Source organism: Pusillimonas caeni, assembly GCF_003545815.1.
In the GTDB taxonomy this organism is placed as follows: Bacteria; Pseudomonadota; Gammaproteobacteria; order Burkholderiales; family Burkholderiaceae_B; genus Pusillimonas; species Pusillimonas caeni.
On the sequence record NZ_PDUW01000010.1, the window covers coordinates 90,929 to 115,835 of the forward strand.

The 24,907-nt window shown below is 63.8% G+C and carries 23 protein-coding genes and 1 tRNA gene; 14 read left to right on the plus strand and 10 right to left on the minus strand.

All coding sequences use genetic code 11. The features are described 5' to 3' along the window. The first annotated feature begins 186 nt into the window (after positions 1-186). Both CSC67_RS18570 and CSC67_RS18575 read left to right on the plus strand, forming a co-directional pair. Complete coding sequence (locus CSC67_RS18570) at positions 187-648, plus strand: GatB/YqeY domain-containing protein (RefSeq protein ID WP_118995949.1); 462 nt, start codon at positions 187-189, stop codon at positions 646-648. Continuing rightward, on the plus strand, positions 645-1,088 hold the full coding sequence (locus CSC67_RS18575; protein ID WP_118995950.1) for a PaaI family thioesterase: 444 nt from the start codon (positions 645-647) through the stop codon (positions 1,086-1,088). Before CSC67_RS18570 ends, CSC67_RS18575 begins: the two co-directional genes overlap by 4 nt. A gap of 101 nt (positions 1,089-1,189) precedes the next feature. Here CSC67_RS18575 and CSC67_RS18580 read toward each other — a convergent pair whose 3' ends face one another. Both CSC67_RS18580 and CSC67_RS18585 read right to left on the minus strand, forming a co-directional pair. Then, positions 1,190-1,588, minus strand: coding sequence for a BPTD_2524 family lipoprotein (locus CSC67_RS18580; protein ID WP_118995951.1), 399 nt, complete (start codon positions 1,586-1,588; stop codon positions 1,190-1,192). A gap of 84 nt (positions 1,589-1,672) precedes the next feature. Beyond that, a complete protein-coding gene (locus tag CSC67_RS18585; RefSeq protein ID WP_118995952.1) occupies positions 1,673-2,752 on the minus strand; it encodes an alkene reductase in 1,080 nt (359 codons plus the stop codon). A 94-nt stretch (positions 2,753-2,846) separates the two neighbouring features. Here CSC67_RS18585 and CSC67_RS18590 point away from each other — a divergent pair, with 94 nt between their 5' ends. Further along, positions 2,847-3,500, plus strand: a complete 654-nt coding sequence (locus CSC67_RS18590) for a potassium channel family protein (protein ID WP_118995953.1) — start codon at positions 2,847-2,849, stop codon at positions 3,498-3,500. 16 nt (positions 3,501-3,516) lie between these two features. Beyond that, positions 3,517-4,884, plus strand: a complete 1,368-nt coding sequence (locus CSC67_RS18595) for a TrkH family potassium uptake protein (protein WP_118995954.1) — start codon at positions 3,517-3,519, stop codon at positions 4,882-4,884. A gap of 24 nt (positions 4,885-4,908) precedes the next feature. On the opposite strand, the gene CSC67_RS18600 is transcribed toward CSC67_RS18595, so the two are convergent. Both CSC67_RS18600 and CSC67_RS18605 read right to left on the minus strand, forming a co-directional pair. Beyond that, complete coding sequence (locus CSC67_RS18600; RefSeq protein ID WP_118995955.1) at positions 4,909-7,446, minus strand: mechanosensitive ion channel domain-containing protein; 2,538 nt, start codon at positions 7,444-7,446, stop codon at positions 4,909-4,911. A gap of 160 nt (positions 7,447-7,606) precedes the next feature. Then, positions 7,607-7,683: transfer RNA gene (locus CSC67_RS18605), tRNA-Pro, on the minus strand. A 306-nt stretch (positions 7,684-7,989) separates the two neighbouring features. Here CSC67_RS18605 and pgaA point away from each other — a divergent pair. The 10 genes from pgaA (at position 7,990) to CSC67_RS18655 (ending at position 18,532) form a co-directional block, all read left to right on the plus strand. Further along, positions 7,990-10,524, plus strand: coding sequence for a poly-beta-1,6 N-acetyl-D-glucosamine export porin PgaA (gene pgaA, locus CSC67_RS18610; protein ID WP_118995956.1), 2,535 nt, complete (start codon positions 7,990-7,992; stop codon positions 10,522-10,524). 8 nt (positions 10,525-10,532) lie between these two features. Continuing rightward, positions 10,533-12,563: a poly-beta-1,6-N-acetyl-D-glucosamine N-deacetylase PgaB gene (pgaB, locus tag CSC67_RS18615; protein WP_118995957.1), complete on the plus strand. Its 2,031-nt coding sequence runs from the start codon at positions 10,533-10,535 to the stop codon at positions 12,561-12,563. Further along, complete coding sequence (gene pgaC, locus CSC67_RS18620) at positions 12,560-13,891, plus strand: poly-beta-1,6-N-acetyl-D-glucosamine synthase (RefSeq protein ID WP_118995958.1); 1,332 nt, start codon at positions 12,560-12,562, stop codon at positions 13,889-13,891. The genes pgaB and pgaC overlap by 4 nt, the downstream gene beginning before the upstream one ends. Beyond that, positions 13,888-14,331: a poly-beta-1,6-N-acetyl-D-glucosamine biosynthesis protein PgaD gene (gene pgaD / locus CSC67_RS18625; protein WP_118995959.1), complete on the plus strand. Its 444-nt coding sequence runs from the start codon at positions 13,888-13,890 to the stop codon at positions 14,329-14,331. The genes pgaC and pgaD overlap by 4 nt, the downstream gene beginning before the upstream one ends. A gap of 161 nt (positions 14,332-14,492) precedes the next feature. Next, the gene (locus CSC67_RS18630) at positions 14,493-14,945 is read left to right on the plus strand and encodes a curli production assembly/transport protein CsgE (RefSeq protein WP_118995960.1); all 453 of its coding nucleotides are present in this window, start codon (positions 14,493-14,495) and stop codon (positions 14,943-14,945) included. Next, complete coding sequence (locus CSC67_RS18635; RefSeq protein ID WP_118995961.1) at positions 14,946-15,398, plus strand: curli assembly protein CsgF; 453 nt, start codon at positions 14,946-14,948, stop codon at positions 15,396-15,398. Next, positions 15,395-16,345 carry a CsgG/HfaB family protein gene (locus CSC67_RS18640; RefSeq protein WP_118995962.1) on the plus strand — a complete coding sequence of 317 codons (951 nt, stop codon included), beginning with the start codon at positions 15,395-15,397 and terminating at the stop codon, positions 16,343-16,345. The genes CSC67_RS18635 and CSC67_RS18640 overlap by 4 nt, the downstream gene beginning before the upstream one ends. Positions 16,346-16,431: 86 nt before the next feature. Further along, positions 16,432-17,067: a hypothetical protein gene (locus CSC67_RS18645; RefSeq protein WP_167752961.1), complete on the plus strand. Its 636-nt coding sequence runs from the start codon at positions 16,432-16,434 to the stop codon at positions 17,065-17,067. Between the two features lie 123 nt (positions 17,068-17,190). Beyond that, a complete protein-coding gene (gene csgH / locus CSC67_RS18650) occupies positions 17,191-17,517 on the plus strand; it encodes a curli-like amyloid fiber formation chaperone CsgH (RefSeq protein ID WP_118995964.1) in 327 nt (108 codons plus the stop codon). Positions 17,518-17,791: 274 nt separating this feature from the next. Continuing rightward, positions 17,792-18,532, plus strand: coding sequence for a response regulator transcription factor (locus tag CSC67_RS18655; protein ID WP_118995965.1), 741 nt, complete (start codon positions 17,792-17,794; stop codon positions 18,530-18,532). Here the strand turns inward: CSC67_RS18655 and CSC67_RS18660 are convergent. From CSC67_RS18660 to sufC, 6 genes are all read right to left on the minus strand, one after another. Next, entirely contained in the window at positions 18,521-20,395 is a 1,875-nt protein-coding gene (locus CSC67_RS18660; RefSeq protein ID WP_118995966.1) for a GGDEF domain-containing protein, read from the minus strand. The two genes, CSC67_RS18655 and CSC67_RS18660, sit on opposite strands and share 12 nt — an antisense overlap. 142 nt (positions 20,396-20,537) lie before the next feature. Beyond that, positions 20,538-21,104 (minus strand): putative Fe-S cluster assembly protein SufT, encoded by a 567-nt coding sequence (gene sufT, locus CSC67_RS18665; RefSeq protein WP_118995967.1) that lies wholly within the window; start codon positions 21,102-21,104, stop codon positions 20,538-20,540. Between the two features lie 9 nt (positions 21,105-21,113). Further along, positions 21,114-21,569 carry a Fe-S cluster assembly sulfur transfer protein SufU gene (sufU, locus tag CSC67_RS18670; RefSeq protein WP_118995968.1) on the minus strand — a complete coding sequence of 152 codons (456 nt, stop codon included), beginning with the start codon at positions 21,567-21,569 and terminating at the stop codon, positions 21,114-21,116. Beyond that, positions 21,566-22,825, minus strand: coding sequence for an aminotransferase class V-fold PLP-dependent enzyme (locus CSC67_RS18675; RefSeq protein ID WP_118995969.1), 1,260 nt, complete (start codon positions 22,823-22,825; stop codon positions 21,566-21,568). Before CSC67_RS18675 ends, sufU begins: the two co-directional genes overlap by 4 nt. Then, positions 22,822-24,132 carry a Fe-S cluster assembly protein SufD gene (sufD, locus tag CSC67_RS18680; RefSeq protein ID WP_118995970.1) on the minus strand — a complete coding sequence of 437 codons (1,311 nt, stop codon included), beginning with the start codon at positions 24,130-24,132 and terminating at the stop codon, positions 22,822-22,824. Before sufD ends, CSC67_RS18675 begins: the two co-directional genes overlap by 4 nt. Further along, entirely contained in the window at positions 24,129-24,899 is a 771-nt protein-coding gene (sufC, locus tag CSC67_RS18685) for a Fe-S cluster assembly ATPase SufC (RefSeq protein WP_118995971.1), read from the minus strand. Before sufC ends, sufD begins: the two co-directional genes overlap by 4 nt. Positions 24,900-24,907: the final 8 nt, after the last annotated feature.

Sequence of the window (24,907 nt, forward strand, 5' to 3'; positions counted from 1 at the left end):
TTCATTGAGCATCGAGACGGATCCATGGACAGCCGCCAACGCAAGCCGCTCAAGAACCCAGAAACGCCCTTCCACGCGACACTCACTGCCGAAGCCTGCGCTAAAATGAGATGGACAATGCCCGGCCCAGGCCATTCCCTACAATGCGGCGTCCAAGCGACCGCCCTTTACTCTCCAGGACTCACCATGAGCAACACGCTCAAGCCCCAACTGAGCGACGCCGTCAAAGCGGCCATGCGCGCCAAGCAAAGCGAGCGCCTCGCCACGCTGCGCTTTCTTCAAGCCGCCATCAAACAAAAAGAAGTCGACGAAAGACGCGAGCTGGACGACGCCGAAGTGACCGCCATCATCGAGAAACAGGTCAAGCAGCGCCGTGAGTCCATCGCCGCGTTCGAGCAGGCCGGCCGTACCGAAACCGCCGAGCAGGAAAAAGCCGAGCTGCAGGTGCTGCAGGAATTCCTGCCCGAACAGGCCAGTCCCGAGCAAGTGGACGCCGCCATCGAGCAGGCCATTTCCCAGGTCGGCGCCGAAGGCGCGAGCGGCCCCGCCGCCATGGGCAAGGTCATGGGTCTGGTCAAGGCGGCATTGGCCGGCAAGGCCGACATGTCCGCCGTATCCGCAAAGGTCAAGGCGCGGCTCAACCCATGAGCCCCCGTACCTCGAGCCCTTCCGGCCCGGCGCAAGAAGATTCGCCCGACTACTTCGGGCTGAGCATTCCGTTCATGGCGTCCATCGGACTGGTGCCCGAACACCTGACGACCGAGCTGGCCCGCACCCGCATGCCCCACCGGCCCGACCTGGCCAACAGCCGGGGCGACGTACATGGAGGGGCATTGATGAGCGCGCTGGATTTCACCTTGAGCGCCGCCGCGCGCGCCCACGAGCCCGGCACCGGCATGGCCACCATCGATATGACCACGCATTTCCTGGCGCCCGCCCGGGGCACCGTGATCTTCGAGGCGCGCTGCCTGCGCATCGGGGCCTCGCTGGCCTTTTGCGAAGGCCAGGCCCGCGACGAAGAGGGCACGCTGCTGGCCACGGCCAGCGCCACCTTCAAGATCGTGCGGCGCAAGCGCGCGGCGGATTGAGCGTTAAAAAACCGGCGGCATGCCGCCGGCCGGGCGATGTACGGATTTTACGGGGCACGGCCCCGCCGGCGCGCTGTCATTGCCCGCGCGGACGGCCGCATTCATTTATACACGTGGCATACCGAAGCGTCCATGCGGATGGACTGCTGCATGGCGTTGAGCACGTCCTGGTTCCATGAACCCCGCCCGGAAACGATTTGCACCACCTCGGTATGCCTGGCATCGACCGCCTTCAGGCTGGTGCGCGCCATTTCCACGCCGGTGATGGGATCAAGCACCGACACGACGCCGGTGTTCATGGCCGGGTCGATGCGGCTCTGCACCTTGACCTCGCTGTTTCCGTACTGGCACTCGTTGGCCTGGTGCGCGGCCCGCATATAGACGACCTGGTAGCTGTAAGGCACCGTGTACGTCACGCTGGGCGAACTGCCGTCAGTCTGTATACCCAGGGCGCATCCTGCAAGCAGGCTCGTCGCCAGAACCGTCGTCCATGCCTTCATGGTGTTTCTCCGCCTGATGATACTGTCCGAATCATACGCCCCCGGCGGCCCACAGGCCAGCGTCCTAGTCGGTGTCAACAGGCCCTATGCGGACAGCGCGGAGGTGCTACAGGCGGACACGCAGGGATAGTCGGTATAGCCCTTGGGGCCGTCTCCGTAGAAAGTGGCGGGATCCCAGGTGTTCAGAGGCAAGTCTTCGCGCAGGCGGCGCACCAGATCGGGATTGGCGATAAAGGCTTTGCCGAACGCCACGGCATCGGCACGGCCCTCGTCAAGCAGCCGCTGGGCGCTTTGCAGATCGTGTCCTTCGTTGGCGATGACCGGTCCGCCGAACAGGCGCTTGATGTCCGTCAGCAGGCTGTCCGGCCCGGCCGATTCACGCACGAACAGGAAAGCCAGCTTGCGCTGGCCGAGCCGCTCGGCCACATAGCTGAAAAGCGCCTCGGGGTTGGAATCGTTCATGGAATGCGTGTCGCCGCGGGGGGATAAATGCACCCCCACCCGATCGGCGCACCAGATGCCCACGCAGGCATCGACTATCTCGAGCAGGAGGCGGACGCGGTTCTGCACCGAGCCGCCGTATTCGTCCGTGCGCTGGTTGGAGCCGTCGTGCAGGAATTGGTCGATCAGATAGCCGTTGGCGGCATGCACTTCGACCCCGTCGAAGCCCGCCTCTTTGGCGTTGCGCGCCGCCTGGGCGAAATCGGCGATCACGCCACGGATCTCGTCGGTTTGCAGCGCCCTGGGCACGACGTACTCGCGCTTGGGACGCAACAGGCTCACGTGGCCCTCGCAGGCGATGGCGCTGGGCGCGACCGGAATCTCGCCGTTCAGATGCTCGGGGTCGGAAACACGCCCCACATGCCAGAGCTGCAGGAATATCTTGCCGCCCTTGTCATGCACCGCCTGGGTAATCTTTTTCCAGCCTTCGACGTGCGCATGGCACCATACGCCGGGCGTGTTGGGATAGCCCACGCCCTGCGGCGAAATCGAAGTGGCCTCGGTCACGATCAGGCCGGCGCTGGCGCGCTGGCAATAGTACTGCCGCATCAATTCATTGGGTATGCGTCCCGGCGCGGCGCGCGTGCGCGTCAGGGGCGCCATCACGATGCGGTTCTTCAGGGACACGGCGCCCAATCGGACGGGTTCAAACAAACTGGTCATGACGAAATTTGTATTAAGGTAAACCCTAGTACTCATAAAATTAACATAGTTCGACCGGATATACTCGCTCAAACCACTTTCAGGCAGTAAAAACATGGCGCAATTTGCCGTTATGGGGCTGGGCCGATTTGGTTCGGCGGCCTCTCAGGAACTCATCAAGCTGGGGCATTCCGTGCTCGGCGTCGATATGGACAACAAGCTGGTGGCCAAGTACGCGGATGAGCTCACCCGGGCCGTCATCGCCGATGTCACCGACAAGCACGCCCTGGAAGAACTCGGTGTCGACAATTACGACGTTGTGCTGGTGGCCGTGGGCACCGACATCCAGACCAGCCTGCTGTGCGTCGTCCATCTCAAAAGCCTGGGCGTCAAAACCATCTGGGTGAAGGCCTCGTCGCATGCCCACCACCTTATCCTGAACAAGCTGGGCGTCGACCGCATCATCCATCCCGAAGAAGAAATGGGCATACGCATCGCCCAGGCCCTCAGCTATCCCATGGTCGAGGACTACATCTCGCTGGGCAACGGCGAATTCATCGTCGAGATCCACGTCAGCGAGCAGCTCGACGGCGCGCCCATCGGTCGCTTTCTGCGCGACACCCCCTCGCCCCTCCATGTGCTGATGGTCAAGCGGCGCGCCGACATCACCGTCCATCCGCCCATGGAGTTCGAAGTCCACGGCAACGACGTGCTGGTGCTGCTGGGCCAGTTGAACGCGCTCAAGGCCATCGCTCCCAAACTGGCCTAGGGCCACAGGATCGCAGATGCGTCTTTTCAAGCTCTGGCCCGGCCGCGGCCCGTACAAGAAGCTGCGCACCGGCGGCGTGTTCCGCGCCAGTCCGCCCATGGTGCTGGCCGGCGGATTCATGCTGCTCATCGTGCTGGGCGCCGGCCTGCTGTGCCTGCCCTTCGCCGCCGACAAGCCCCTGGGCTTCTTCACCGCCCTGTTCACGGCCACCTCGGCGGTCACGGTCACCGGCCTCAGCATCCTCGACGCCGATACGCATCTACAGCCGTTCGGCTATGCGGTCGTGGCCGCCCTGGTGCAGATCGGCGGCCTGGGCTTCGTCACCTTCGCGGTGGTGGCCGCCATGTCCCTGGGCAAGAAGGTGGCCCTGCAGTACCAGGCCGTGGCGCTGGAGGCCTTCAACCAGACCAGCGTGTCCAAGATCCGGGCCACGGCCTTCGTCGTATTCAAGCTGAGCGCGGCCATCGAGCTCATGGGCATCCTGGTGCTGACGGCATGGTGGCTGCCCGGCACCGGCTTCCTGCAGGCCCTGGCCCAGGCCGTGTTTCACACCATCATGGCCTTCAACAATGGCGGCATGGCGCTGCCGGGCACGGCGATGGGCCGCTATCTGGGCGACCCCATCACCATTCTGGCCACGACCGCTCTCATCATCCTGGGCGGCATCGGCTTCTCGGTGGTGAACGACGTCCGGACCAAGCGCAAATGGGGTTTGCTTACCTCCTATACCCGCATCATCCTGCTGGCCACGCTGCTGCTGAACGTGTTCGGCTTCTTGCTGATCTGGGCCTTGGAGCACGGCAATCCCCACACGCTGGGCGCCCTGCCCATGCATGCCCAGGCCCTGACCGCCTGGCTGCAAAGCGTCGCCTCGCGCACCGCCGGCTTCCACAGCATCGACCTGGTCCATCTGCAGGACGAGACCACCCTGGTGCTGATGCTGCTGATGTTCATCGGCGGAGGTTCGCTGAGCACCGCCAGCGGCATCAAGGTCGGCACTTTCGTCGTTCTGCTGGCGGCCGCCTGGTCGTACATACGCGGCCACCGCGAAATCGTGCTGCTACGGCGCACCATCGCGCCCGACACCGTGCAGAAATCGCTGGCCCTGCTGCTGGTGACCGGCGCACTGGCCTTCGTGGCCACCCTGCTGATGTGCATCATCGAGAAAGCGCGCTTCCTGGACATTCTCTTCGAAGTCGTCTCGGCCCTGAGCACCACAGGCGCCACGCGCGATCTCACGCCCAGCCTTTCGGCGCCCAGTCATCTGCTGTTGATCGTACTGATGTTCGTCGGGCGGCTGGGTCCGCTCACGCTCATATACAGCCTGAGCACCCAGCGCGCCAGCCGCGTGCGCCACCCGGAAGCTCCCTTCCAGGTGGGCTAGGGCCTGTTGACACCCAGCAGCCGGTCAGCGGCCCGAATCGGGAACGTCGCCCGTATCAGGCCCGCTGGGCGCGGGCCCCAGCGGGCCGGGATTGGAGCCGGAGGCCGGCCGGGCCGGTCCGACATTTTCGCCGCTTTGCGCATGCGCCTCGGATGAGCCCGGCTCCGCTTCTGGGCGAGGCTCCTCCGGCGCCTGCTGCAGCACCAGCCCTTCGGCATCCCCGGGCTGCGGCTTGGCGAAATGCAGTACGGTCTGGGGATACGGCAGGTCGATGCCGACCTCGGCGAAACGCTTGCGCACCAGGCGGTTGAAGCCGCGCTGCACCGGCCATTGCATGCCGGGCACCGTCTTGATCAGCACGCGGATGTTGTAGCCCCGCTCGTGCAGCGAGGTCACGCCGGGAATCTCGATGTTGTCCAGCACCATGCCGGCCAGCTCGGGGTCCTGCATGAACTCGTCGAACGCCGCATGCAGATGGCGGACGGCTTCGTCCACGTCGGCGCCATAGGCGATGGCATATTCGCCATAGTGGTAGCCGAAGTCGCGCATATGGTTGGACACCTTGTCGATGGCCGAGAACGGAATCAGATGATAGCCGCCGTCGAGCGTGCGTATGCCCACCGAGCGGATGGTGATTTTCTCGACCGTGCCGAAGATGCCGGCCACTTCGACCACGTCGTTGTGGTTCATGCCGTTTTCAAGCTGGATGAACACGCCCGTGATCACATCCTGGACCAGCTTTTGGGCGCCGAAACCGATAGCCAGGCCGACAACGCCCGCGCCTGCGATCAAGGGGCCGATATTCACGCCTATCTGCGACAGCACGACCAGCACCGTCATGGTGACGATGACGGCCAGCGCTGCGCTGCGGAAAAGGGACAGCAGCGTCTTCTGTCTTTCCGTCGTGCGTCCCGAGGAACTGTCGTCGTTGAGCCGGCTTTCGATAATGCTGGCCACCACCGTCCAGACCCCCATGGCGAACAGGAGTATTACCGCCACGTGCACCACGGTGGCGATGGCGTTGCGCCCTTCGGGAGAATAAAGCCATTCGCTCAAGTTGAAGGCGTGCCATGCATCCAGCACCAGCAGCAAGGCGATCACGAGGATGACGCCGCGCAACAGGCGTATGGCGCCCGGCACGTAAGAGTTCAGACGTTGCTCCAGCAAGGGAAGGCGTCTGCGCAGGTCGGACGAAAGCGTGATGCGGCGCGTCAGCAATGAAGAAAGCGCGGCGGCCAGCACTGTCGCCACGCCCGCCACGATCAAGGTGCGCAGCGTCGCCTGCGCCATGAAGGGCAGCGCGTCCTGCTGATCGACTTGCGTGGCGATCAGCAAGGCGGTGAAATACGCCAGGCCGACCCAATGCCACAGCCTGCCGGCAATCCGGTACAGAGTGGAGAAAAAGGCGTTGGAGGCCGATTCGGCGCGCTGCTCGAGGCGGCCGCGCACGTCATGCCGGTTGGTCCAGATCACCCTCACGGCGTATATGTAGACTCCCAGCATGATGAACAGCCCGGCAAGCTGGCCCACCGACGGCGTCAGCATCTGCTGGACGACGGGCACCGCGACCAGCATGCCGTAACCCGTGATGCTGATGATGCGCTGCAGCCAGGCGCTCCAGTATCTGGCCTGGGCGTCGTCCATGTGCCACAGGCGCAGATGGGGGTGGCGCTCGGAAAACACGGCCCGGCACAGCGAACGTGCAAATTCGACGGCCACGAAGGCGCTGACGAAGATCAGGGCCAGCAGGATGGACGTGCGCCATTGCTCCTGGATGAACAAGGCCAGGCCGTAGCCCACCAGGGCGGCCAACAGAATGGCGCCGGCATCGATGGCCAGCGCGCCGACGATGGCGCCCACACGCGGCGTCAGGCGCACGGCCCGCCGCCCGTGTGAGGAGCTGAGCGGCTTCTCTGCCTGGCTGGACCTGACCCATGCGTCCAGACGCCTGAAGAACCACTGGGCAATGAGCCTGAAGACGGCAAACGCGACCAGGGTGGCGGCGACGACCAGCGCGAGATTCAAGAGGCGCGACCGCCATTGTTCGGCCGTCATGCCATGGATGCCCTCGCCGGCGAAGAGCCCGCGCAGCATGACCGCCGTCTGCGAGAAGTCCTGGGCCAGGCCGGCCGCGAACCCCTGCAGTGCGCCGGCCGTGCCGCGCAGCGGGTCTTCGTCGCGCTGGTCCGCCGCGGCATCGCCGCTCGCGCCTTGCCGTTCGGCCGCAGGTCCCGCGGCTTCGCCTTGCGCGGAGGAGGTATTGCCGGTCGTTTCCCCGGCCAGTTCACGCAATTGTGCGATCAGGGCCTGCCGCGACCGCTCATTCTCGAGCAGGTCGGCCAAGGCCGCATAGGAAGGTACGGCCGCGCCGGTGGCGGGGCCTGCGGAAGAGGTAGACGAAGTCTCGGCCTGCGCCGGCGTCGAATCCGCCGGCTCGGCCGAAGAGGCCGACTGCTGCGCCAGAGCCATGGGCGTCAGCGCGAAAAGACCGAGAAACACTATGCACAGCAGCAGATTCTGCACCAGGACGGCAAAGGCGCCCTCACCGTTGCGACAATTCAATACTTATCTCCTTCTTCTTTCGTCAAAACGGCTGCAACGGCGCCGCCGCCGCAGTTTCCCCGTACTTTCCCTTACAGGGTAACATCCGCAGCCGCGCACAAAAAACCCGGGCAAAAGAAAAGGGGCAAGACCCAAGGTCTTGCCCCTTTTTGGAGAATTTTGGTCGGGACGGAGTGATTCGAACACTCGACCCCTTGCACCCCATGCAAGTGCGCTACCAGGCTGCGCTACGCCCCGAATTTACCGCTTGAATTTACCGCTTATGCAGGCCTACTGCCCCACATCTACTGCTTACTTCTCGTTATTACCCGCTTTTTGCGCTTTTTGCTATTTGAGCAAGTTAAAGCGCAGTCAATGCGTATGGCTAAGAAGTAAAGAACGAAATTCTAGCACAGATTTTTTTGCCGTGTAAGCGTTCTTTCGGCCCCCTTCACTTGGCTTAAGTCTTTCTTCTCGCATGCGGTCCGCCATACGGCTCATGCCCCGCTGTTGCACTTTGTCTAACATTTTCGCCAGGGGTTTGAACATGAGGGGAATAAGCCAATGCGCCGTGCCGTCCGAAACCACAACATTCTGCCATCGGCGGCACGGCCAGCGGCATTGCGCGCCGGCTTGCTGCACGGCGCGGTCTTTCTGCTGGTACTCGCCGCGGCCAACGCGGCCCAGGCCAAGACCAGCACGACAAGCCAAGAATACCGCCATGTGATCGAAGAAGCTCGCGCCGGTCGTCATGCCTGGGCGCTGGAACAGTTGGCCGAGCAGGCCCGGCTCCATCCGAAGGACGCCCGCATCAAGCACGATCAATTGATCGTCGCCGGCTGGGCGGGTCGCCATGAGGAAGTGATCCGCTTGTACCGGGCCCTGCCTTCCGAAGCCCTGCCCTTGCCGCGCGCCGCCCTGGCCGCCGTGGCGCGGGCCTATCGGGACGATCGCCAATGGTCCGAGTCCCTGTCGCTGTATCGCGAGGGCATGCGCCGCTTTCCCCGGGATGCGGATTTCCGCCTGGGAGAAACACTGGTGCTGGCCGACTCGGGAGACGCCCGCGCGGCCCTCGACATGGCCGTCGGACAGGTGCGGCGGTCTCCTCGCGACGCATCCAGCCTTCTCGTGCTGAGCTACGCGCACAGGCTCAACCATCAGCCCTATGCCGCCCTGGAAGCCGCCTCCAAAGCGTATGCGCTGGCGCCGGCAAACGCCAGCGTGGTAGAGGAATACGTCGACGCCTTGACGGCCGCCGGCCTTGCCGATACCGCACTGCAGACGGCGCGCGCGCACCCCGAACTTTTTCCGCCGGCCCGGCTGCGCGCGCTGGAAGGCGACCGCGCCGCCGAACTGACGCGGCTGTCCTCGCGGCCGTCGCGGCAGGAGTCCACGCGCTACGCCGTGGCGGACGAGGCGCTGCAGGCCTACGACGCGCTGTTGCAAGAAGACACCGGGGCGCCTCAGCCGGCTCAGGCCGGAAACGCCCAGGCCCAGGCGCAGCGGGCGCGCGTAGACCGGCTCATCGCCCTGCATTCGCGAGCCCGCATGAGCGACGTGGTGCGCGAATACGAGAGCCTGCAGGCCGAGGGCGTGGCCGTGCCCCAGTACGCCCTGGGACATGTCGCGGACGCCTATCTCGACATGCGCCAGCCCGAGAAAGCGGCCGAATTGTATTTGCAGATTCTCAATGCGGAACGCGCCGCGTCGGTGGACCCGGCGGTGCGGCTGAGCCACCAGTCCGGCCTCTTCTACTCCTTCGTGGAATCGGAGCGCTTCGACGACGCGCACACAGTGATGGCGGACGCCCTGCAGGAACAGCCCGCCTGGCTCTATCTGAAAGGCACGCCGCTGCCCGAGCCCAACGATCTGAATCTGGAAGCCAGCCAATATGCGGCCTTGGGCTACCACTACGCGGACGACGCCGAAGAAGCACAGCGACGCCTGGAGCAGATGGTGGCCCGCGCGCCGGGACACTCCGGCTTGCGCAGTTCACTGGCCCAGGTCTACCTGGCGCGGGGATGGCCGCGTCGCGCGGAGCAGGAACTGAAAATCGCCGAAACCCATACGCCCCGCTCCATGGCCGTGGTGTCGGAACAGGGCAAGACGGCCATGAGCCTGCAGGAGTGGAGGCAGGCCGAGATACTGATCTCGGACGTCAACGCGCGCTTTCCGGAGAACGCCCACGTGCGTCAGTTGGCGCGGGACTGGGAACGCCACAACCGCGCCGAGTTGCGCATTTCGGCGACGCGCGGACTGGCGTCGGACAATCCGGTGGCCGGCAATCGCGATCTGGGAGTGGACACCGTCGTCTACACACCGCCCATAGGCTACAACTGGCGCGGCTTTGCCGGCGGCGGCCTGGCGAAAGCCGATTTCGACGAATACGACGCCGACTACCACTGGTTCCGGGCCGGCGCCGAATGGCGCAGCCGGGGCCTGACCGCCGAGGCGGAAGTGTCTTCCAACCACTACGGCCAGGGCGCCAAGATCGGAGCGCGCATACAAGGCGCCTACGACTTGAGCGACCAGTGGCAGATAGGCGGCCAGGTAGCCTTCCGTTCGCGCGAGACCCCCTTGAAGGCGCTGGCCAACGACATCACCTCCAACCGCCTGGACGCCTACGTCCGGTGGCGGGCCAACGAACGGCGGGAATGGAGCCTGACGCTCTCGCCTTCTCGCTTCAGCGACGGCAACCGCCGCATCGAAGGCGCCGTGGCCGGCCGCGAGCGGCTGTACACCGCGCCGCACCTCAAGCTCGATGGCCACCTGGAAGTTTCGGCTTCGCATAACACGCATCAGGAAACGCCCTATTTCAATCCGCGCGCCGACCTGTCGGTCCTGCCCTCTCTATCCCTGACACACACGCTGTACCGGCGCTACGACACGGTGCTGGAACATCGCTTCATGCTGGGCGCGGGCATCTACTCGCAACGCGGATACGGGTCCGGAGCCATCGCCACGGCCGGTTACGGAATTCGGGTGCGCTTCGACGAAAAACTCGAAGCGGGCATCAGCATCGCCGGCATCAGCCGTCCCTACGACGGCGTGCGCGAACGCGAGGCCCGCATCATGTTCGACCTTCAACTTCGATTCTGAGACACGAGATGGCTGCCTATTCGACCCGTCTGTCCTGCCTCGCCTTCATGTTCTGCGCCCTGCTCGCCATGGCGGGCTGCGCGGGTCAGCGCCCGGCCTTCGTCCCCCCCGAACAACGCCCCTTGGAAAAATCGGAGCAGCCATGGCCGCGCAACCACTATCTGGTACTGGCCTATCACGACGTCGAGGACGAAGACCCCGACCAGTCCTTCGTGTCCGTGCGCACCGATCATCTGGTCGAGCAGTTTTCCTGGCTGCGCGACAACGGCTATCAGCCCGTCTCCGTCGACCAGATCCTGGCGGCCAAGCGCGGCGGGCCGCCCCTGCCCGATCAGGCTGTATTGCTGACCTTCGACGACGGCTACCGCAGCTTCTACACCCGTGTTCTGCCGCTGCTGCGTGCCTTTCAATGGCCCGCCGTCCTGGCGCCCGTCGGCTCGTGGGTCGACACGCCCGACGACAGCAGCGTCGATTTCGGAGGCAAGATGGTGGAGCGCAGCCGCTTTCTGACCTGGGAACAGGTGACCGAGATCGCGCGGTCGGGTCTGGTGGAGATCGGCGCGCACACCGATGCCCTGCACTACGGCATCGTGGCCAATCCCCAGGGCAATCTGCAGCCCGCCGCCGCGGCGCGCGCCTATGACGCCGCCAGCAGCAGCTATGAAAGCGACGCGGCCTACGAAGACCGCGTGCGCCGCGACGTCCAGCGCATCACCGAAAAAATCAGGCGCGCGACCGGCAAGAAGCCGAGGGTGTGGGTGTGGCCCTATGGCGAAGCGAGCGGCCCCGCGCTCAAGATCGTGCAGGAAAACGGCTATCAGATGGCTCTGAACCTGAGCAATAGGCTGGCCTCTCTCGACGACATCATGAGCATGCCGCGGCTGCTGGTGTCCGCCGATCCCACGCTTCAGACCTTCGCCCAGACCGTCATCGGCATGGAGGACGCGCCTGAAATGCGTATCGCCCATGTCGACCTGGACTATGTCTACGACGACGATCCCGAGCAGATGGAACGCAATCTGGGCAAGCTCGTGCAGCGCGTAGCCAACATGGGCATCAGCGCCGTCTTCCTGCAGGCCTTCGCCGACCCCAGCGGAGACGGCCTGGTGCGCGAGGTTTATTTCCCCAATCGCCACCTGCCCATGCGGGCAGACCTGTTCAATCGCGCAGCCTGGCAGTTACGCAGCCGCGCGTTCGTCGAGGTATTCGCCTGGATGCCCGTACTGAGCTTCCAGCTGGACCCTGAGCTGGAAAGAGTCACCCGCTGGTATCCGGAGGACGGGCAGGCGCGCGTGGATCCCGACCAGTATCAGCGGCTTTCGCCCTTCGACCCGCGGGCCCGGCAGCAGATCATCGATCTCTACGAAGACCTGTCGCGCAATGCGATCTTTGCCGGCATCCTGTTTCACGACGATGCCCTGCTTTCCGACTTCGAGGACGCCAGTCCCTCGGCCCTGGCCGCCTACCGCGCCGCGGGCCTGGGCGACTCGATCGAACAGATACGCTCGGACCCGGCGACCCTGCAGCGCTGGACGCGCTTCAAGAGCCGCCAACTGGTCGACTTCACCGAGACCCTGGCCCAGCATGTGCGCGCGCTGCGCGGACCGCAGGTCGAGACCGCCCGCAACATGTTCGCCTCGCCCGTGGTCGATCCGAAAAGCGAGGCCTGGTTCGCTCAGAACCTGGATGATTTTCTGACTGCCTACGATTGGACCGCGCCCATGGCCATGCCCTGGATGGAAGGCGTGTCGGCCCGAGACAGCAAGGGCTGGCTGAAGCGCATGGTCGAGGAAGTGGCCCGGCGTCCCGGCGCGCTGGATCGCACCATTTTCGAGCTGCAGGCGCGGGACTGGCGCGAGAACCCGGACGGATCGGACGGCGGCCATATCGATTCCGCCCTGCTCGCCGAATGGATGCAATGGCTGCAATTGAATGGCGCCCGCAATCTGGGCTACTACCCCGACGACTTCGTGCAGGACGAACCGCGCCTGGAAGTCATCCGGCCCTTCCTTTCCAACAATTGGCATCCCTTCCAATGAGAGTCCGTCTGACCGCCCTGCTGATCCTGTGCATCGCCATCGGCATCCCGATCGGCCTGACCTTTGCACTGACGACCACCGTGCTGCTGAGCTTCGTGTTCTTTTATCCGCTCTTCATGGCGGGCATCTGGATGGCCGGCGGGCTGTACTTCTGGCTGGTGTGGGAAAAGCGCTGGCCATGGGCGCCGGGCAAGATCGCGCCGGTGCTGCCCGGCAACCCTCTCATCACCATCGTGATTCCCTGCTACAACGAAGCATCCCACGGCGGGGAAGCCATTCTTGCCGCGCTCGGACAGCGCTATGGCCACATCGAAGTCATCGCGGTGAACGACGGCTCCACCGACAGCACGGCCCAGATGTTCGACGAACTCGCCGCCCTGCATCCGACGCTGCGCATCATTCATCTGGCCCGCAACCAGGGCAAGGCCATGGCGCTGCGCATGGGTGCGATGGCGGCGCGCGGCGAGTACATCGTCTGCATCGACGGCGACGCCATGCTCGAGCCGGACGCGGTGGCCTACCTCGTGGCGCCCATGCTGGGGCGGCCGCGCGTGGGCGCCGTGACGGGCAATCCGCGCATCCGCACGCGCTCGACCCTGGTGGGCCGCATACAGGTGGGCGAGTTCTCTTCCATCATCGGACTGATCAAGCGCACACAGCGCGTCTATGGCCAGATCTTCAGCGTTTCGGGCGTGGTCACCGCCTTCCGGCGGCGGGCGCTGGACGACGTCGGCTACTGGAGCCTGGACATGATCACCGAGGACATCGACATCACCTGGAAGCTGCAGCGCAATCAATGGCTGGTCTTCTTCGAGCCGCGCGCGCTGTGCTGGATACTGATGCCCGAAACCCTGCGCGGCCTCTGGAAGCAGCGCCTGCGCTGGGCGCAGGGCGGCGCCGAAGTCCTGCTGAAGAATATTTCGCTGCTATGGAGCTGGCGGCACCGGCGCCTCTGGCCTCTGATGATCGAGTTCATGCTGTCGACCATCTGGGCTTTTGCCATGGCCATGACGATCGTGCTGTGGGTCGTCGGGCAGTTCGTCGACATGGACCCGGCCTTGCGAGTATCGCGCGTATGGCCGCCCTCTTTCACAGGCATGGTGCTGGCCGTGACCTGCCTGCTGCAGTTCGGGATCAGCGTCTTCATCGAACGGCGCTACGAGCCCAATATCTCCCGTTCCCTCTTTTGGATTGTCTGGTATCCATTCGTGTACTGGCTCATCAACCTGTGCACCACCCTCGTTAGTTTTCCAAAAGTCATGCTGCGCATCCGCCGCCGGCGCGCCCGGTGGACCAGTCCGGATCGCGGCATCAAGGAGTTGTCATGACGCCCATCATCCGTACCCAACGTCCCCGTACCATTTTACTGCTCGATACCCTGCTTACCTGCGCGGGCTGGCTGGCTTTCAGCTACCTGATCACCGCCGGGCTGATCTCGGTCGCGAACGGCACCGACCATAGTCTCGAATTTTCGGTGATGGGCCAGCCGGCATCCACCACGCTGGTATTGCTGCTGTACGTGACGATCGCAGCCATCAACGCGCTGCTGCTGATGCTGTGGGGCACTTATCGCAAGCGCCTGACCCGCAGCGCACCGCAGTCGCGCGTGCCGATGGACGACGTGTCGCAGGCCGAGCGCTTTGCGCTGTCGGGAGCCCAGCTGGAAGACATCCGGCTCAGCCGGCTGCTGGTCATACACCACGCCGAAGACGGGGAAATCAGCCGCTGGGAAAGCGCCGACACCTCCGCAATACGCCTTTCGGCGTAGGCCGCCGGGCCGGCTTGCGCGGCGGAAAAGACGTAGGCCGTATGGCTGCCGCCGCATAGGGCATACGTCTCATGTCCGTAGGCAAGTGGCTCTTTATTATGAACATACGGTTTCCACAAGTAATAACACCTTTCTTTTGTAAACGCGAGAGGGGGCAGGAAATGACTCGCTGGATCAAGCATTGTCAGGCGGCGCTGCTGGCCCTCAGCTGGGTGGCGGCCTATGCGGCTAGCGCTCAGCTGGACAGCGACCTGCTGCATTCCAAGCCTGAGAAAAGCGTGCTGGACGACCCCCTCGGCGGCATCGTGGTGAACCGTACGGTCACGGTCCTGGGCAACGACTTCTACCGGTACTTCGCCCGGGCCTGGCGCGAAAAGGACGGCGACCACCGCTATTCGATCTCCGTATATGAACGCCCTTCGGCACGCTGGGGGAGCGAAATCTGGGTGCAGTACCGCCAGGGACGGGTATTCCACATGTTTCTGTCGCCCGCCCGGCAAGCGGCCAAGGAGATCGGCGAACAAGCCGCCGAACTCGTCTACGAGAACGTGGTCAACAGCGACATCCAGCGGATGCTGGTTCAAAGTCAGGACCTTGGAGAAGAGGAGCTCTAAATGAAAACCACACGCAAACCACGCGGCGCGGCGCTATATGCCGCAGCGGCGTTGGCCGCCGCGCTTGCCGGCCCAACGGCCTGCGCCACCGAGCTGGTGTACTTTCCGCTCAATCCGTCCTTCGGCGGCAGCCCGCTGAACGGGCCCGTGCTGCTCAATTCGGCGCTGGCGACCAACAAGCATACCGATCCGGACGCCGATGACGAGCTGTACGGCAACTCCCAGCAGTCGCCCCTGCAGATATTCCAGGACACGCTCGAACGCTCCATCCTCGGCCGCCTGGCCGCTTCGGCCACCTCGCGCATCGTGGGAGAGGACGGCAAGCTGATTCCGGGCAACCTGGAGACCGACAATTTCACCATCAACATCGTCGATATCGGTGGCGGCCTGCTGTCGATCACGACGATCGACAAGGTGACGGGCGGCTCAACCACTTTCCAGGTGGGACAATGAAAGCGCCCGCCCGCCGCACGAACGCCGTGCATCCGCTCCGCGGCCTGAGGGCCGGCATCCTGATCGCCGCTTGCGGGGCGCTGACCGCTTGCGCGTCCTACCGTGAACCGGTGGACGTCGGCAACGCGGCCCAGCTGACGCCTGCCACGCCCTCCACCCATGATCTGCTCAAGCTGCCCGAGCCCAAGGGCAGGATCGTGGTGGCGGTCTATGGCTTTCGCGACCAGACCGGCCAGTACAAGCCTTCGCCCGACAGCTCCTTCTCCACCTCGGTGACGCAGGGCGCCGCCTCCATGCTCGTCAAGGCACTGAAGGATTCGGGCTGGTTCACCCCTGTCGAGCGTGAAAGCCTGCAGGAATTGCTGACCGAGCGGCGCATCGTGCGCGCCCTGGACGGTTCGCAGGACAAGAATACGCCTCAGATCAGCATTCCCGCCCTGATGCCGGCCTCCATATTGATAGACGGCGGCATCATCTCCTACGAAAGCAACATCAGAACGGGAGGAGCCGGGGCGCGTTTTCTTGGCATAGGCCTGTCCACGCAATACCGTATGGACCAGGTGACGGTGGGTCTGCGCAGCGTGGACATCCGCACCGGCCGCGTGCTGCAGACCGTGTCCACCACCAAGACGATTTTTTCCTACGAAGTCAGACCCAGCGTCTTCAAGTTCGTCAACTTCAAGGATCTGCTTGAAATAGAAGGCGGCATCACCCAGAACGAACCGGCCCAGCTGTGCGTCAAGGAAGCCATCGAGGCCGCCGTGGTGCACCTGACGGTGCAGGGATTGAAGGACAGCAACTGGGCCCTGAAAAACCCCGACGACTGGAACTCGCCGATCATTCAGAACTATCTGCACGCCGAGGCCAATTACGCCCAACCGCTCGATGCCGCGCAGGCTCCGACCGTCGCGGCTTCCACCGCGACGGCGACCGACCGCGTTGAATGAGGCGGACCGAGTTGTGATCGGGCCCGGTTCTGGAGACCGCCGGGTGCCGTGAAGTATTCCCGGTCTTCATCATGAGGAGAAACACTATGACTTTCAAACTATCCGCTCTTGCCCTGGGCATCGGCTTGGTGTTCGGCGCGGGCTCTGCGCTGGCCGATACCGCGACGATTTCCCAGACCGGCTCGTGGAACGATTCGTCGATCGAGCAATACGACAACAACGGCGCCACCGCGTCCATCACGGTGAACGGTTACGGCAACGACGCCGTGGTCATTCAGCAGGACGTGAACAATTCCAATGCCGTCATCACCCAGACGGCCAACGCGGGCGATGCCACGATCGACCAAAGCGGATCCAGCTACTGGTTCCATACCGTGCCCGGCAACAACCAGAACGCCACCATCAATCAGAACTGGGGCTGGGACAACACCGCATGGGTCACCCAGCGCGGCAGCAACACCGACGCAGTCATCAACCAGGGCGGCGTCGACAACCTGGCCGGGGTGTACCAAAAAGGCTCCGGGAGCTGGGTGGTGGCCCGTCTCACCCAGACCGGGCATGGCAACGATGGTTATATCCGTCAGGAAGGCAGCGCTCTGAACGCGACCATCAACCAGAACGGCTATCGCAACGAGGCGGTCATCCTGCAGGCCAACTCGGGCCATACAGCCACGCTCACGCAAGTGGGCTCCCACAACGTCGGAGTCATCCAGCAGCGCTGACGACCGACACGGCGGACCGCGCGGCGATGCACGGCAGAAACCGGGCCTTGCAGCGCCGCCGGCCCCGCCGGCCCGACAACCCGGACGCGCTACCGCGCGGCCCACGCCACGAGGACTCGCAACATGAACGCCGACACCGACCTGCAGGTATGGCTCGAAACACAAGCCCAGCCCCGTCCGGGAGTGATTGTTCCTTATGTGCAGAGCAGCCATTCCACCAATCTGCGCTATCTGCTGCGCACCACCGTAGTCAACGGCGGCGGCAGCAGCCGCGTCAGCCAGGGCGGCGCGCTGACTGTGCCGGCCGGCACGGCGGTGGCCCTGCCCCGGTTGGCCATCAGCCAGTCTTCGGGAGAGTGCCTGATCGAACTTGTCCTGACGGAAAGCAAGGGCGCCGAGAAGCGCTACGAATTCGATTGCTCGACCCAAAGACCAGCTGCAAGCAAGTGACTATTTTGCACAAACGTTGTATTATTTTGTTGCATATAATTTTCAATGTATTCATTTACTTACGTATATCAATTCATTTAAATTATTGACGTCGCTGAAAAGGCCGAAATAATACGGCCCATAAGAGGGGAAACACGCGTGCTGGGCCGCCCAGTACAGAAACGTCCCACGTGCAACAGCCGTCTGCTGCGAACGGCAGGATGCTTGTGCGCCAAACCGGGCAGACGCGGAACCACCCCTTCGAAAATGCAACGTCGCACGTAGGAAGACAAGCATGACCATTATCAAAGTAGTGGAGCCACATGCAATACTCCGACTGGGTCTCCTGCAACTCATCGCCAACGTCGTCCCCGACGTCAAAATAGAAGGCGCCGACTACGGTAGCCTGTTCGACTCCAGCCAAGATTCGCGCGACATCGACCTCGTGCTTCTATCGATCTCGCCAGCTGAAGACACCAACCATCTGATAGACGCGGCGATGCATGCCTATGCGCCTCGCTCGATCATGCTTCTGTCCGAACACAACCAGTTGCCGGGCTCCATCACCCTGCCCCCTGCGGTGTGCGGCTACGTTCCAAAAAACGCCGATCCCGAAGTGCTGCAAGCGGCCATCCGCCTGGTTCTTGCCGGCGGCACCTGCTTTCCCCTGCGCAAACAGCTCGCGCCGGAGCAAAAGGCGCGGGCTGTGAAACGTCCCGAGACGCCGTGTCTTCCAGGCAAGGAGGACGAACAGGGCCAATCCAAGCTTTCGCTGCAGGCGCATGCCGAATCCGAAATGCTGGGCCTTACCCCGCGCCAATACGAAGTACTGGTGCTGTTGGCGCGCGGCTATCCCATGAAGACAGTGGGCCGGTACCTGAATATCTCGGTCGCCACCGCCAAGGCTCATACCGAAACGCTGTATCAGCGCCTGGATGTTCACAACCGCAACGCGGCGGTGTATGCCGCGGTGTCGCGGGGCGCCAAGCTGGGCTGGACGTGTATAGGCGGCCAGTCCGAGTGCTCAGGCCGATAGCTGGTGGATGTCGGCCCCTCCGGCTCCGCCCGGATGGGGCCGGTGGCTGTGGCGCCGTTCGATGTGCAGGCTGTTGCCGCTGATGTTTTTCGCCAGCGCCTTGGCTTCGGCGGCCGCGGCGGCGATCTGGTGGTAGCTCTCGTATTGCAGGGGCTGGGCCTTGACGATGCCCAGCGAGATGCTGGGCCAGGCGAAGAAGCGTTGTTTGCCGGCCCTGTCGCGCGCGCAATAGCCGCCGTCGGCGTCGCCGTTGACAAGCCCGTTGTCCGACAGATAGGCGCTTACCATCGAGCCGAAGGCCTTCAGCAGTGCATGGCAGCGCGCCTCCCAATCCTGGCTGCACCACAGGATCAGGAAATCGTCGCCGCCGATATGGCCGACGAAATCCCGGCTGCGTGCGTAGCTGCTGAGCAAACGCCCGGTCATCTGGATGATCTCGTCGCCCTTGACGTAGCCATACACATCGTTGAAGGGCTTGAAATTATCCAGATCGGCGTAGCACGCGCAGAAAGGAACTTCGCTGGCGAGCAGATGTTCGATATGCAGATTAACGGGCACATTGCCCGGAAGCTGGGTCAGCGGGTTCGCGTGCCTGGCCGCCATGATCTGGACTTCGGTCAGTTCGCGCAGCAGATCGTAGCTGGTGCCTATGCCCAGATAGCGTCCCTGGCTGGTGATGATGAAATCGCTGATGAGCCTGGAGCGATCCGCCTCGATCAGCATGTGGCTGAGCTGCTGCAGGCTGGTGGACTCGTCCGCCATGGGCGGGTTGGAGTCCATGAACAGCGTGCAGCTTCGGCGGCCGTACAGTTCGCGCTGATACGGCCGGGCGAAGCGGCCGATGAGGTCGTCGCGCAATATCATGCCCACCGGCGTTCCCCGGTCGACGACCGGGATCGATTGCAGTTCGGGGTGGGCGGCAAACAGTTCGCATACACCGTCATTGGACATGCCGGGCGCCGCATGCGGCACGTTGCGCAGCAGCTTGCCGGCGTTGACTACGCCGCCGGCCGGAGGCGTCCAGATGGGCTTGCGCGCCTCTCGGTAATCGGCCAGTTCCGAAAGCAGGGATTCGGGCAGCTCGACCAAAGGCTGGGCACTGGGCACGGCAATGTAAAAGCCCTGGCCGCCCCGGATGCCGATGGCGGCCAGATACTCCAGCTCTTCCTGATGCTCTATGCCCTCGGCCACCACCAGCGCCCCGGATTCGCGCGCGATGTCGCGGATCGAACGCAGGAACTGCTGCTTGAGAGAATCGAGATGGATGCCCTGCACAAAGTGCAGGTCGACCTTGACGTATTCCGGTTTGAACTCCGACCAGCGGCGCAGGCTGGAGTGGCCATCGCCCAGGTCGTCCAGCGCCAGTTGAAAGCCGGCATCGCGATACGATGCGAGCAGCCCATGAAAACGCTCGCCGTCATGGGCGGCATGCTCGGTCAGTTCGAATACGATCTGGTCGGGCGACAGCCCGAGCGTCTGGAGATCTCGCACCAACACTCGGGCATCGCGGGCGATATGAGGCAGCGCCGGCGGGCTGATGTTCAGAAACAGCTGCCCCGGCAAGGACAGATCCGCAAAACGGCCCAGCAGGGTCTGGCAGCACAGTATCTCTAGCTCGACGGTAAGGCCGTTTTGGCCGGCCACCCGAAACAGGTCCACGGGTGAATGCAGCGGCCCGTCGGCCGGACCCCGAATGAGGCCTTCGTAGCCTACGATGGCGCCCGCCTGCAAGTCTATGATGGGTTGGAATACCGGGACCAGCCGGCCTTCTTTCAGGATGTCTTTGAGGCAGCCGTACCAGGTCGCTTCGATGCTTCCGTCCAAAAACCCGCGGGGGTTTCCAGCCACCTCATGCAACGACATATCCAACGCCTCCCGACCTTTACGCTAAAGACTGCAGCACGCAACTATAGGGCTCGCACATGTATAACGGATGACGAGGGCGAAAATTAAACCATGCCGCATCCACGCTGAATCTTACATCAGTGTATTGATCGTCGGCATCCTACATTAGGCCTAGTTCGAGTTTGCCGTGTTCGCTGATCATCTCCCGGCTCCAGGGCGGATCCCAGACGAGGTCGACGCTGACGCTTTCGACGCCGGGGATCGACATCAGTTTGGTACGCGCTTCTTCAGCAATGAACGTGCCCATGCCGCAGCCCGGCGCGGTCAGCGTCATGTCCACTTCGATGCGGAACCTGCCCTCTTCCTGGCCGGGCAGGACTTCGCAGCGATACACCAGGCCCAGGTTGACGATGTCCACCGGAATCTCGGGATCGTAGCAAGTGGCCAGCAATTCCAGCGCCGAGGCCTCGACCGAATCGGCCGTGGCCGGCCCCGAGGAAGGCTGGACCGCCGGCGCCTCGACCGGCTCCAGGCCCAGCGCATCGGCGTCGCGCCCTTCGACGCGATAGAGATTGCCTTCTACATAGACGGTGTAGCTGCCTCCCAGGCGCTGGGTGATCTGTGCGACGCAGCCTTCCTGGATGGTGACCGGCTCGCCGAAGGGCACGGAAACGGCCGGGCAGTCACGGTTTACGACCACTTCGTTGGGTTTTCTGTTGTGATACATGGAACAGCCTCATTCGGTTTTGGCGGTATCCGATACGCCAACCAGTGCATTGTGCAGGGTGTGCCAGGCCAGGGTCGCGCATTTGACCCGTACCGGAAACTCTTTGACGCCGGCCAGCACCTGAAGCTTGCCGAAGTCGCGCCCCTCGGGCTGGCTCTCGGTCAGCATGGCGTGGAAATCGCGAAACAGGGCTTCGACTTCTTCCACCGGCTTGCCCCGCACGGCTTCGGTCATCAAGGAGGCCGAAGCCGTGGAGATCGCGCAGCCCTGGCCCATGAAGCTGGCCTCGGCCACCACGCCGTCCTCGACGCGCAGATAGACGGTGAGTTCGTCGCCGCACAAGGGATTGTGGCCCCGCGCCACGTGGCTCGGACGTTCCATGCCGTGGTAGTTGCGCGGGCTTCTGTTGTGATCGAAGATCACTTCTTGATAAAGCTCTCGCAGGTCGGGCTGCATGTCGCTCATGGCGCCTCCGTGATGCCGAACAGGGCCTGCGCCTTGCGCACGGCGCCGATCAGGGCGGTGATGTCTTCAGTACTGTTGTACAGGGCGAACGAGGCCCGTGCGGTGCCGGGTATGCCGTAGCGGGTCATGATGGGCATGGCGCAATGATGGCCCGCCCGTATGGCCACGCCTTCGGAATCCAGGATGGTGCCCAGGTCGTGCGGATGGATGCCGTCGATGACGAAAGACAGTATCCCCGCCTTGTTCCGCGCCGTTCCGATCAGCCTGACGCCGGGCAAGGCCGATATTTCGTCGGTGGCTAGGTCGAGCAGGCGCTGCTCGTGCGCGGCGATGCGCTCCAGCCCCACCGCCCGCACATAGTCGATGCCGGCGGCCATGCCTATCACGCCGGCGATATTGGGGGTGCCCGCTTCGAAACGCTGCGGCGCATCGGCATAGGTCGAGCCTTCGAAGCTGACGGTGTGGATCATGTCGCCGCCGCCCTGCCAGGGCGGCATGGCCTGCAGCAGTTCGCGCCGGCCATACAGCACGCCGATGCCGGTCGGGCCATACAGCTTGTGAGCCGAAAACGCATAAAAGTCGCAAGCCATGGCGTGCACGTCCACCGGCTGGTGCGCCACCGCCTGCGCGCCGTCGACCAACACGAGCGCGCCGGCCCGATGCGCCAGGCGCACTATTTCGTCTACGGGGTTGATCGTGCCCAGCGCGTTCGACACATGGGCGACACAGACGAGCCGCGTGCGTGGACTCAACAGCGCTTCGTATTCGTCCATCAGCAGCTCGCCGCGGTCGTCGATGGGCGCCACTTTGATCTGCGCGCCGGTCTGATGGCAAAGCAGTTGCCACGGAACAATGTTGGAATGATGCTCCATGGCCGTGATCAGGATTTCGTCGCCGGCCTTGAGATTCGCCCGGCCCCAGCTCTGGGCCACGAGATTGATGGACTCGGTGGTGCCGCGTGTAAAGACGATTTCGTCATCGCGGCTTGCGTTCAGGAAATCCCGCACGGTGGCGCGCCCTGCTTCGTACAGGTCGGTGGCATGCTGGGACAGCCAATGCACCCCGCGATGGATGTTCGCGTTGGACTGCTCGTAGAAGCGCGACTCGGCCTGGATCACCGGCAGCGGCTTCTGGGTGGTGGCGCCATTGTCGAGATAGGCCAGGCGCTTGCCATGGACGGGGCGCGCAAGAATGGGAAAGTCGTGCGCCAGGTCCAGGACCGTGTCCGCAATCGTGCTGGATGCGTTCGCACTCATGAGATGTCTCCTAGCAGGCTGCCGCCGGGCAACAGCGCCCGCACTGTGCCGGCGACGCGGCGGCGCATGGGTTCGAGCGCAATGCGCTGAAGGGCCTGCGCCGCAAAGGCGTAGGTCATCACGCCATGGGCGTGCGCCTCGGACAGGCCCCTCGAACGCAGATAGAACAGGCTTTCTTCGTCTATCTGCCCCACCGTCGCCCCATGCGCGCACTTGACGTCATCGGCATAGATCTCCAGCTCGGGCTGCGAGGCGACGCGGGCGGTGCGCGACAGCAGCAGGTTGTCGGAACGCTGGACGGCGTCGGTGCCGTCGGCGCCCTGCCTGACCTGGATGCGACCGGTGAACACGCCCTGGGCGGCATCCGACAAGATGCCTCGGTAGTATTCGTGGCTGGTGCTGTCGGGCTGGGCATGGTCGATGCAAGTGTGATGGTCGACGTGGCGCCGCCCGTCTGCATAGAACAAGCCATTGAGCAAGGCATGGCACCGGCGCCCGTTGAACCGGGTCGAGATGTCGTTGCGGGCCAGCCGCGCGCCGAACGATATGGAATGCGATTCGTAGGCGGAGCCTTCGTCCTGCTGGATGTCGACCGATGCCAGATGAAAGGCTTCTGCATGCTCTTGCTGCACTTTCAGGTGGATCAGGCTTGCATCGCGCTCGAGTCTGCCGCGCAGTACGGTGTTGGTCAGCGTGGACGACTGCGCATGCCCGATATAGTGCTCTACCAGCGTGGCGCGGGCGCCTTGTCCCAGCAGCACTACGCTGCGCGGGAAGCTGGCCGTGCCGGCGCCGGCTGCAATGTGCACGACATGCAGAGGTTCGTCCAGGGATGTGCGCGCCGACAACTCGACATAGGCGCCGTCGGCGGCCAGGGCCAGATTCAGGGCCGCCGGGCTTCCGCCTTCGTCGGCCTCTCCCAAGCTGGCTTCGAGCCGCGCCGCATCGCCGGCCAGGACCTGGGCCAGCGGCGCAACACGCGCTCCATCGGGAAGGTTGCCGATGCGGGACAGGCCGGCTTCGAACCGTCCGTCCACGAAGACCATCCAATGCCCTTTCTGCCCCTGACGCAACGTCTCGAGATCGAATCCTGTTGGAGCGCCGCGCGCGCCATCGAACTTCTGCTGCTGCAGAAAGGTCAGCGAGGTATGGCGCCAATCCGGGTGGCGCGTCGTCGGCCACCCCTCGGCCATGAAACGATCGAGGGCCCGCTGGCGCGCGCTCGCCAGCCATGGCGCGCGCGCGCCCGGCAAGCCGGGCCGCTGGGCTTGCGCCCGCTCGAACCAGGGTTGAAGCAGCTCGCTCATGCACTGGCCTCCTTGTCCTGGACGGCTTCCTTCTTGATCCAGCCATAGCCGCGCTCTTCAAGCTCGAGCGCCAGTTCGCGCCCGCCCGAGTGGGCGATGCGTCCGCCGGACAGCACGTGGACGTGGTCGGGCACGATGTAGTCGAGCAGGCGCTGATAATGGGTGATGACGATCAGCGCGCGATCCGGAGAGCGCAGGCGGTTCACGCCTTCAGCCACGACTCGCAGGGCGTCGATGTCCAGGCCCGAGTCGGTCTCGTCGAGCACCGCCAGGCTGGGTTGCAACAGCGACATCTGCAGCACCTCGTTGCGCTTTTTCTCGCCGCCCGAGAATCCCTCGTTGACCGAACGGTAGAGGAATTCTTCTTTCATGCCCACCTGCTTCATCTCGGCCTTGACCAGGGTGAGGAAGTCCATGGCGTCCAACTCGGCTTCGCCTCGATGGCGGCGGACGGCATTGACCGCGGCCCGCAGGAAATAGGCGTTGGATACGCCCGGTATCTCGATGGGATACTGGAAGGCCATGAACAGGCCCTCTCGGGCGCGCTCTTCGATCGGCATCGAGGTCAGGTCCCGCCCGTTCCAGCTGATGGAGCCGCTTTCGATCCGGAAGTTTTCACGCCCCGCCAGTACCTGGGCCAAGGTGCTCTTTCCCGATCCGTTCGGACCCATGATGGCGTGGACCTCGCCCGCTCCGACCGATAGGTCGAGCCCGCGCAGTATTTCCTTTTGACCGATCTTGACGTGAAGATCCTTGATTTCCAACATTGACGTTT

Excerpts from the sequence above, each read along its gene's own strand:
- CSC67_RS18570 (WP_118995949.1), top strand. The coding sequence starts at position 187 with ATGAGCAACACGCTCAAGCCCCAACTGAGCGACGCCGTCAAAGCGGCC.
- CSC67_RS18575 (WP_118995950.1), top strand. The coding sequence starts at position 645 with ATGAGCCCCCGTACCTCGAGCCCTTCCGGCCCGGCGCAAGAAGATTCG.
- CSC67_RS18580 (WP_118995951.1), bottom strand. The coding sequence starts at position 1,588 with ATGAAGGCATGGACGACGGTTCTGGCGACGAGCCTGCTTGCAGGATGC.
- CSC67_RS18585 (WP_118995952.1), bottom strand. The coding sequence starts at position 2,752 with ATGACCAGTTTGTTTGAACCCGTCCGATTGGGCGCCGTGTCCCTGAAG.
- CSC67_RS18590 (WP_118995953.1), top strand. The coding sequence starts at position 2,847 with ATGGCGCAATTTGCCGTTATGGGGCTGGGCCGATTTGGTTCGGCGGCC.
- CSC67_RS18595 (WP_118995954.1), top strand. The coding sequence starts at position 3,517 with ATGCGTCTTTTCAAGCTCTGGCCCGGCCGCGGCCCGTACAAGAAGCTG.
- pgaA (WP_118995956.1), top strand. The coding sequence starts at position 7,990 with ATGCGCCGTGCCGTCCGAAACCACAACATTCTGCCATCGGCGGCACGG.
- pgaB (WP_118995957.1), top strand. The coding sequence starts at position 10,533 with ATGGCTGCCTATTCGACCCGTCTGTCCTGCCTCGCCTTCATGTTCTGC.
- pgaC (WP_118995958.1), top strand. The coding sequence starts at position 12,560 with ATGAGAGTCCGTCTGACCGCCCTGCTGATCCTGTGCATCGCCATCGGC.
- pgaD (WP_118995959.1), top strand. The coding sequence starts at position 13,888 with ATGACGCCCATCATCCGTACCCAACGTCCCCGTACCATTTTACTGCTC.
- CSC67_RS18630 (WP_118995960.1), top strand. The coding sequence starts at position 14,493 with ATGACTCGCTGGATCAAGCATTGTCAGGCGGCGCTGCTGGCCCTCAGC.
- CSC67_RS18635 (WP_118995961.1), top strand. The coding sequence starts at position 14,946 with ATGAAAACCACACGCAAACCACGCGGCGCGGCGCTATATGCCGCAGCG.
- CSC67_RS18640 (WP_118995962.1), top strand. The coding sequence starts at position 15,395 with ATGAAAGCGCCCGCCCGCCGCACGAACGCCGTGCATCCGCTCCGCGGC.
- CSC67_RS18645 (WP_167752961.1), top strand. The coding sequence starts at position 16,432 with ATGACTTTCAAACTATCCGCTCTTGCCCTGGGCATCGGCTTGGTGTTC.
- csgH (WP_118995964.1), top strand. The coding sequence starts at position 17,191 with ATGAACGCCGACACCGACCTGCAGGTATGGCTCGAAACACAAGCCCAG.
- CSC67_RS18655 (WP_118995965.1), top strand. The coding sequence starts at position 17,792 with ATGACCATTATCAAAGTAGTGGAGCCACATGCAATACTCCGACTGGGT.
- CSC67_RS18660 (WP_118995966.1), bottom strand. The coding sequence starts at position 20,395 with ATGTCGTTGCATGAGGTGGCTGGAAACCCCCGCGGGTTTTTGGACGGA.
- sufT (WP_118995967.1), bottom strand. The coding sequence starts at position 21,104 with ATGTATCACAACAGAAAACCCAACGAAGTGGTCGTAAACCGTGACTGC.
- sufU (WP_118995968.1), bottom strand. The coding sequence starts at position 21,569 with ATGAGCGACATGCAGCCCGACCTGCGAGAGCTTTATCAAGAAGTGATC.
- CSC67_RS18675 (WP_118995969.1), bottom strand. The coding sequence starts at position 22,825 with ATGAGTGCGAACGCATCCAGCACGATTGCGGACACGGTCCTGGACCTG.
- sufD (WP_118995970.1), bottom strand. The coding sequence starts at position 24,132 with ATGAGCGAGCTGCTTCAACCCTGGTTCGAGCGGGCGCAAGCCCAGCGG.
- sufC (WP_118995971.1), bottom strand. The coding sequence starts at position 24,899 with ATGTTGGAAATCAAGGATCTTCACGTCAAGATCGGTCAAAAGGAAATA.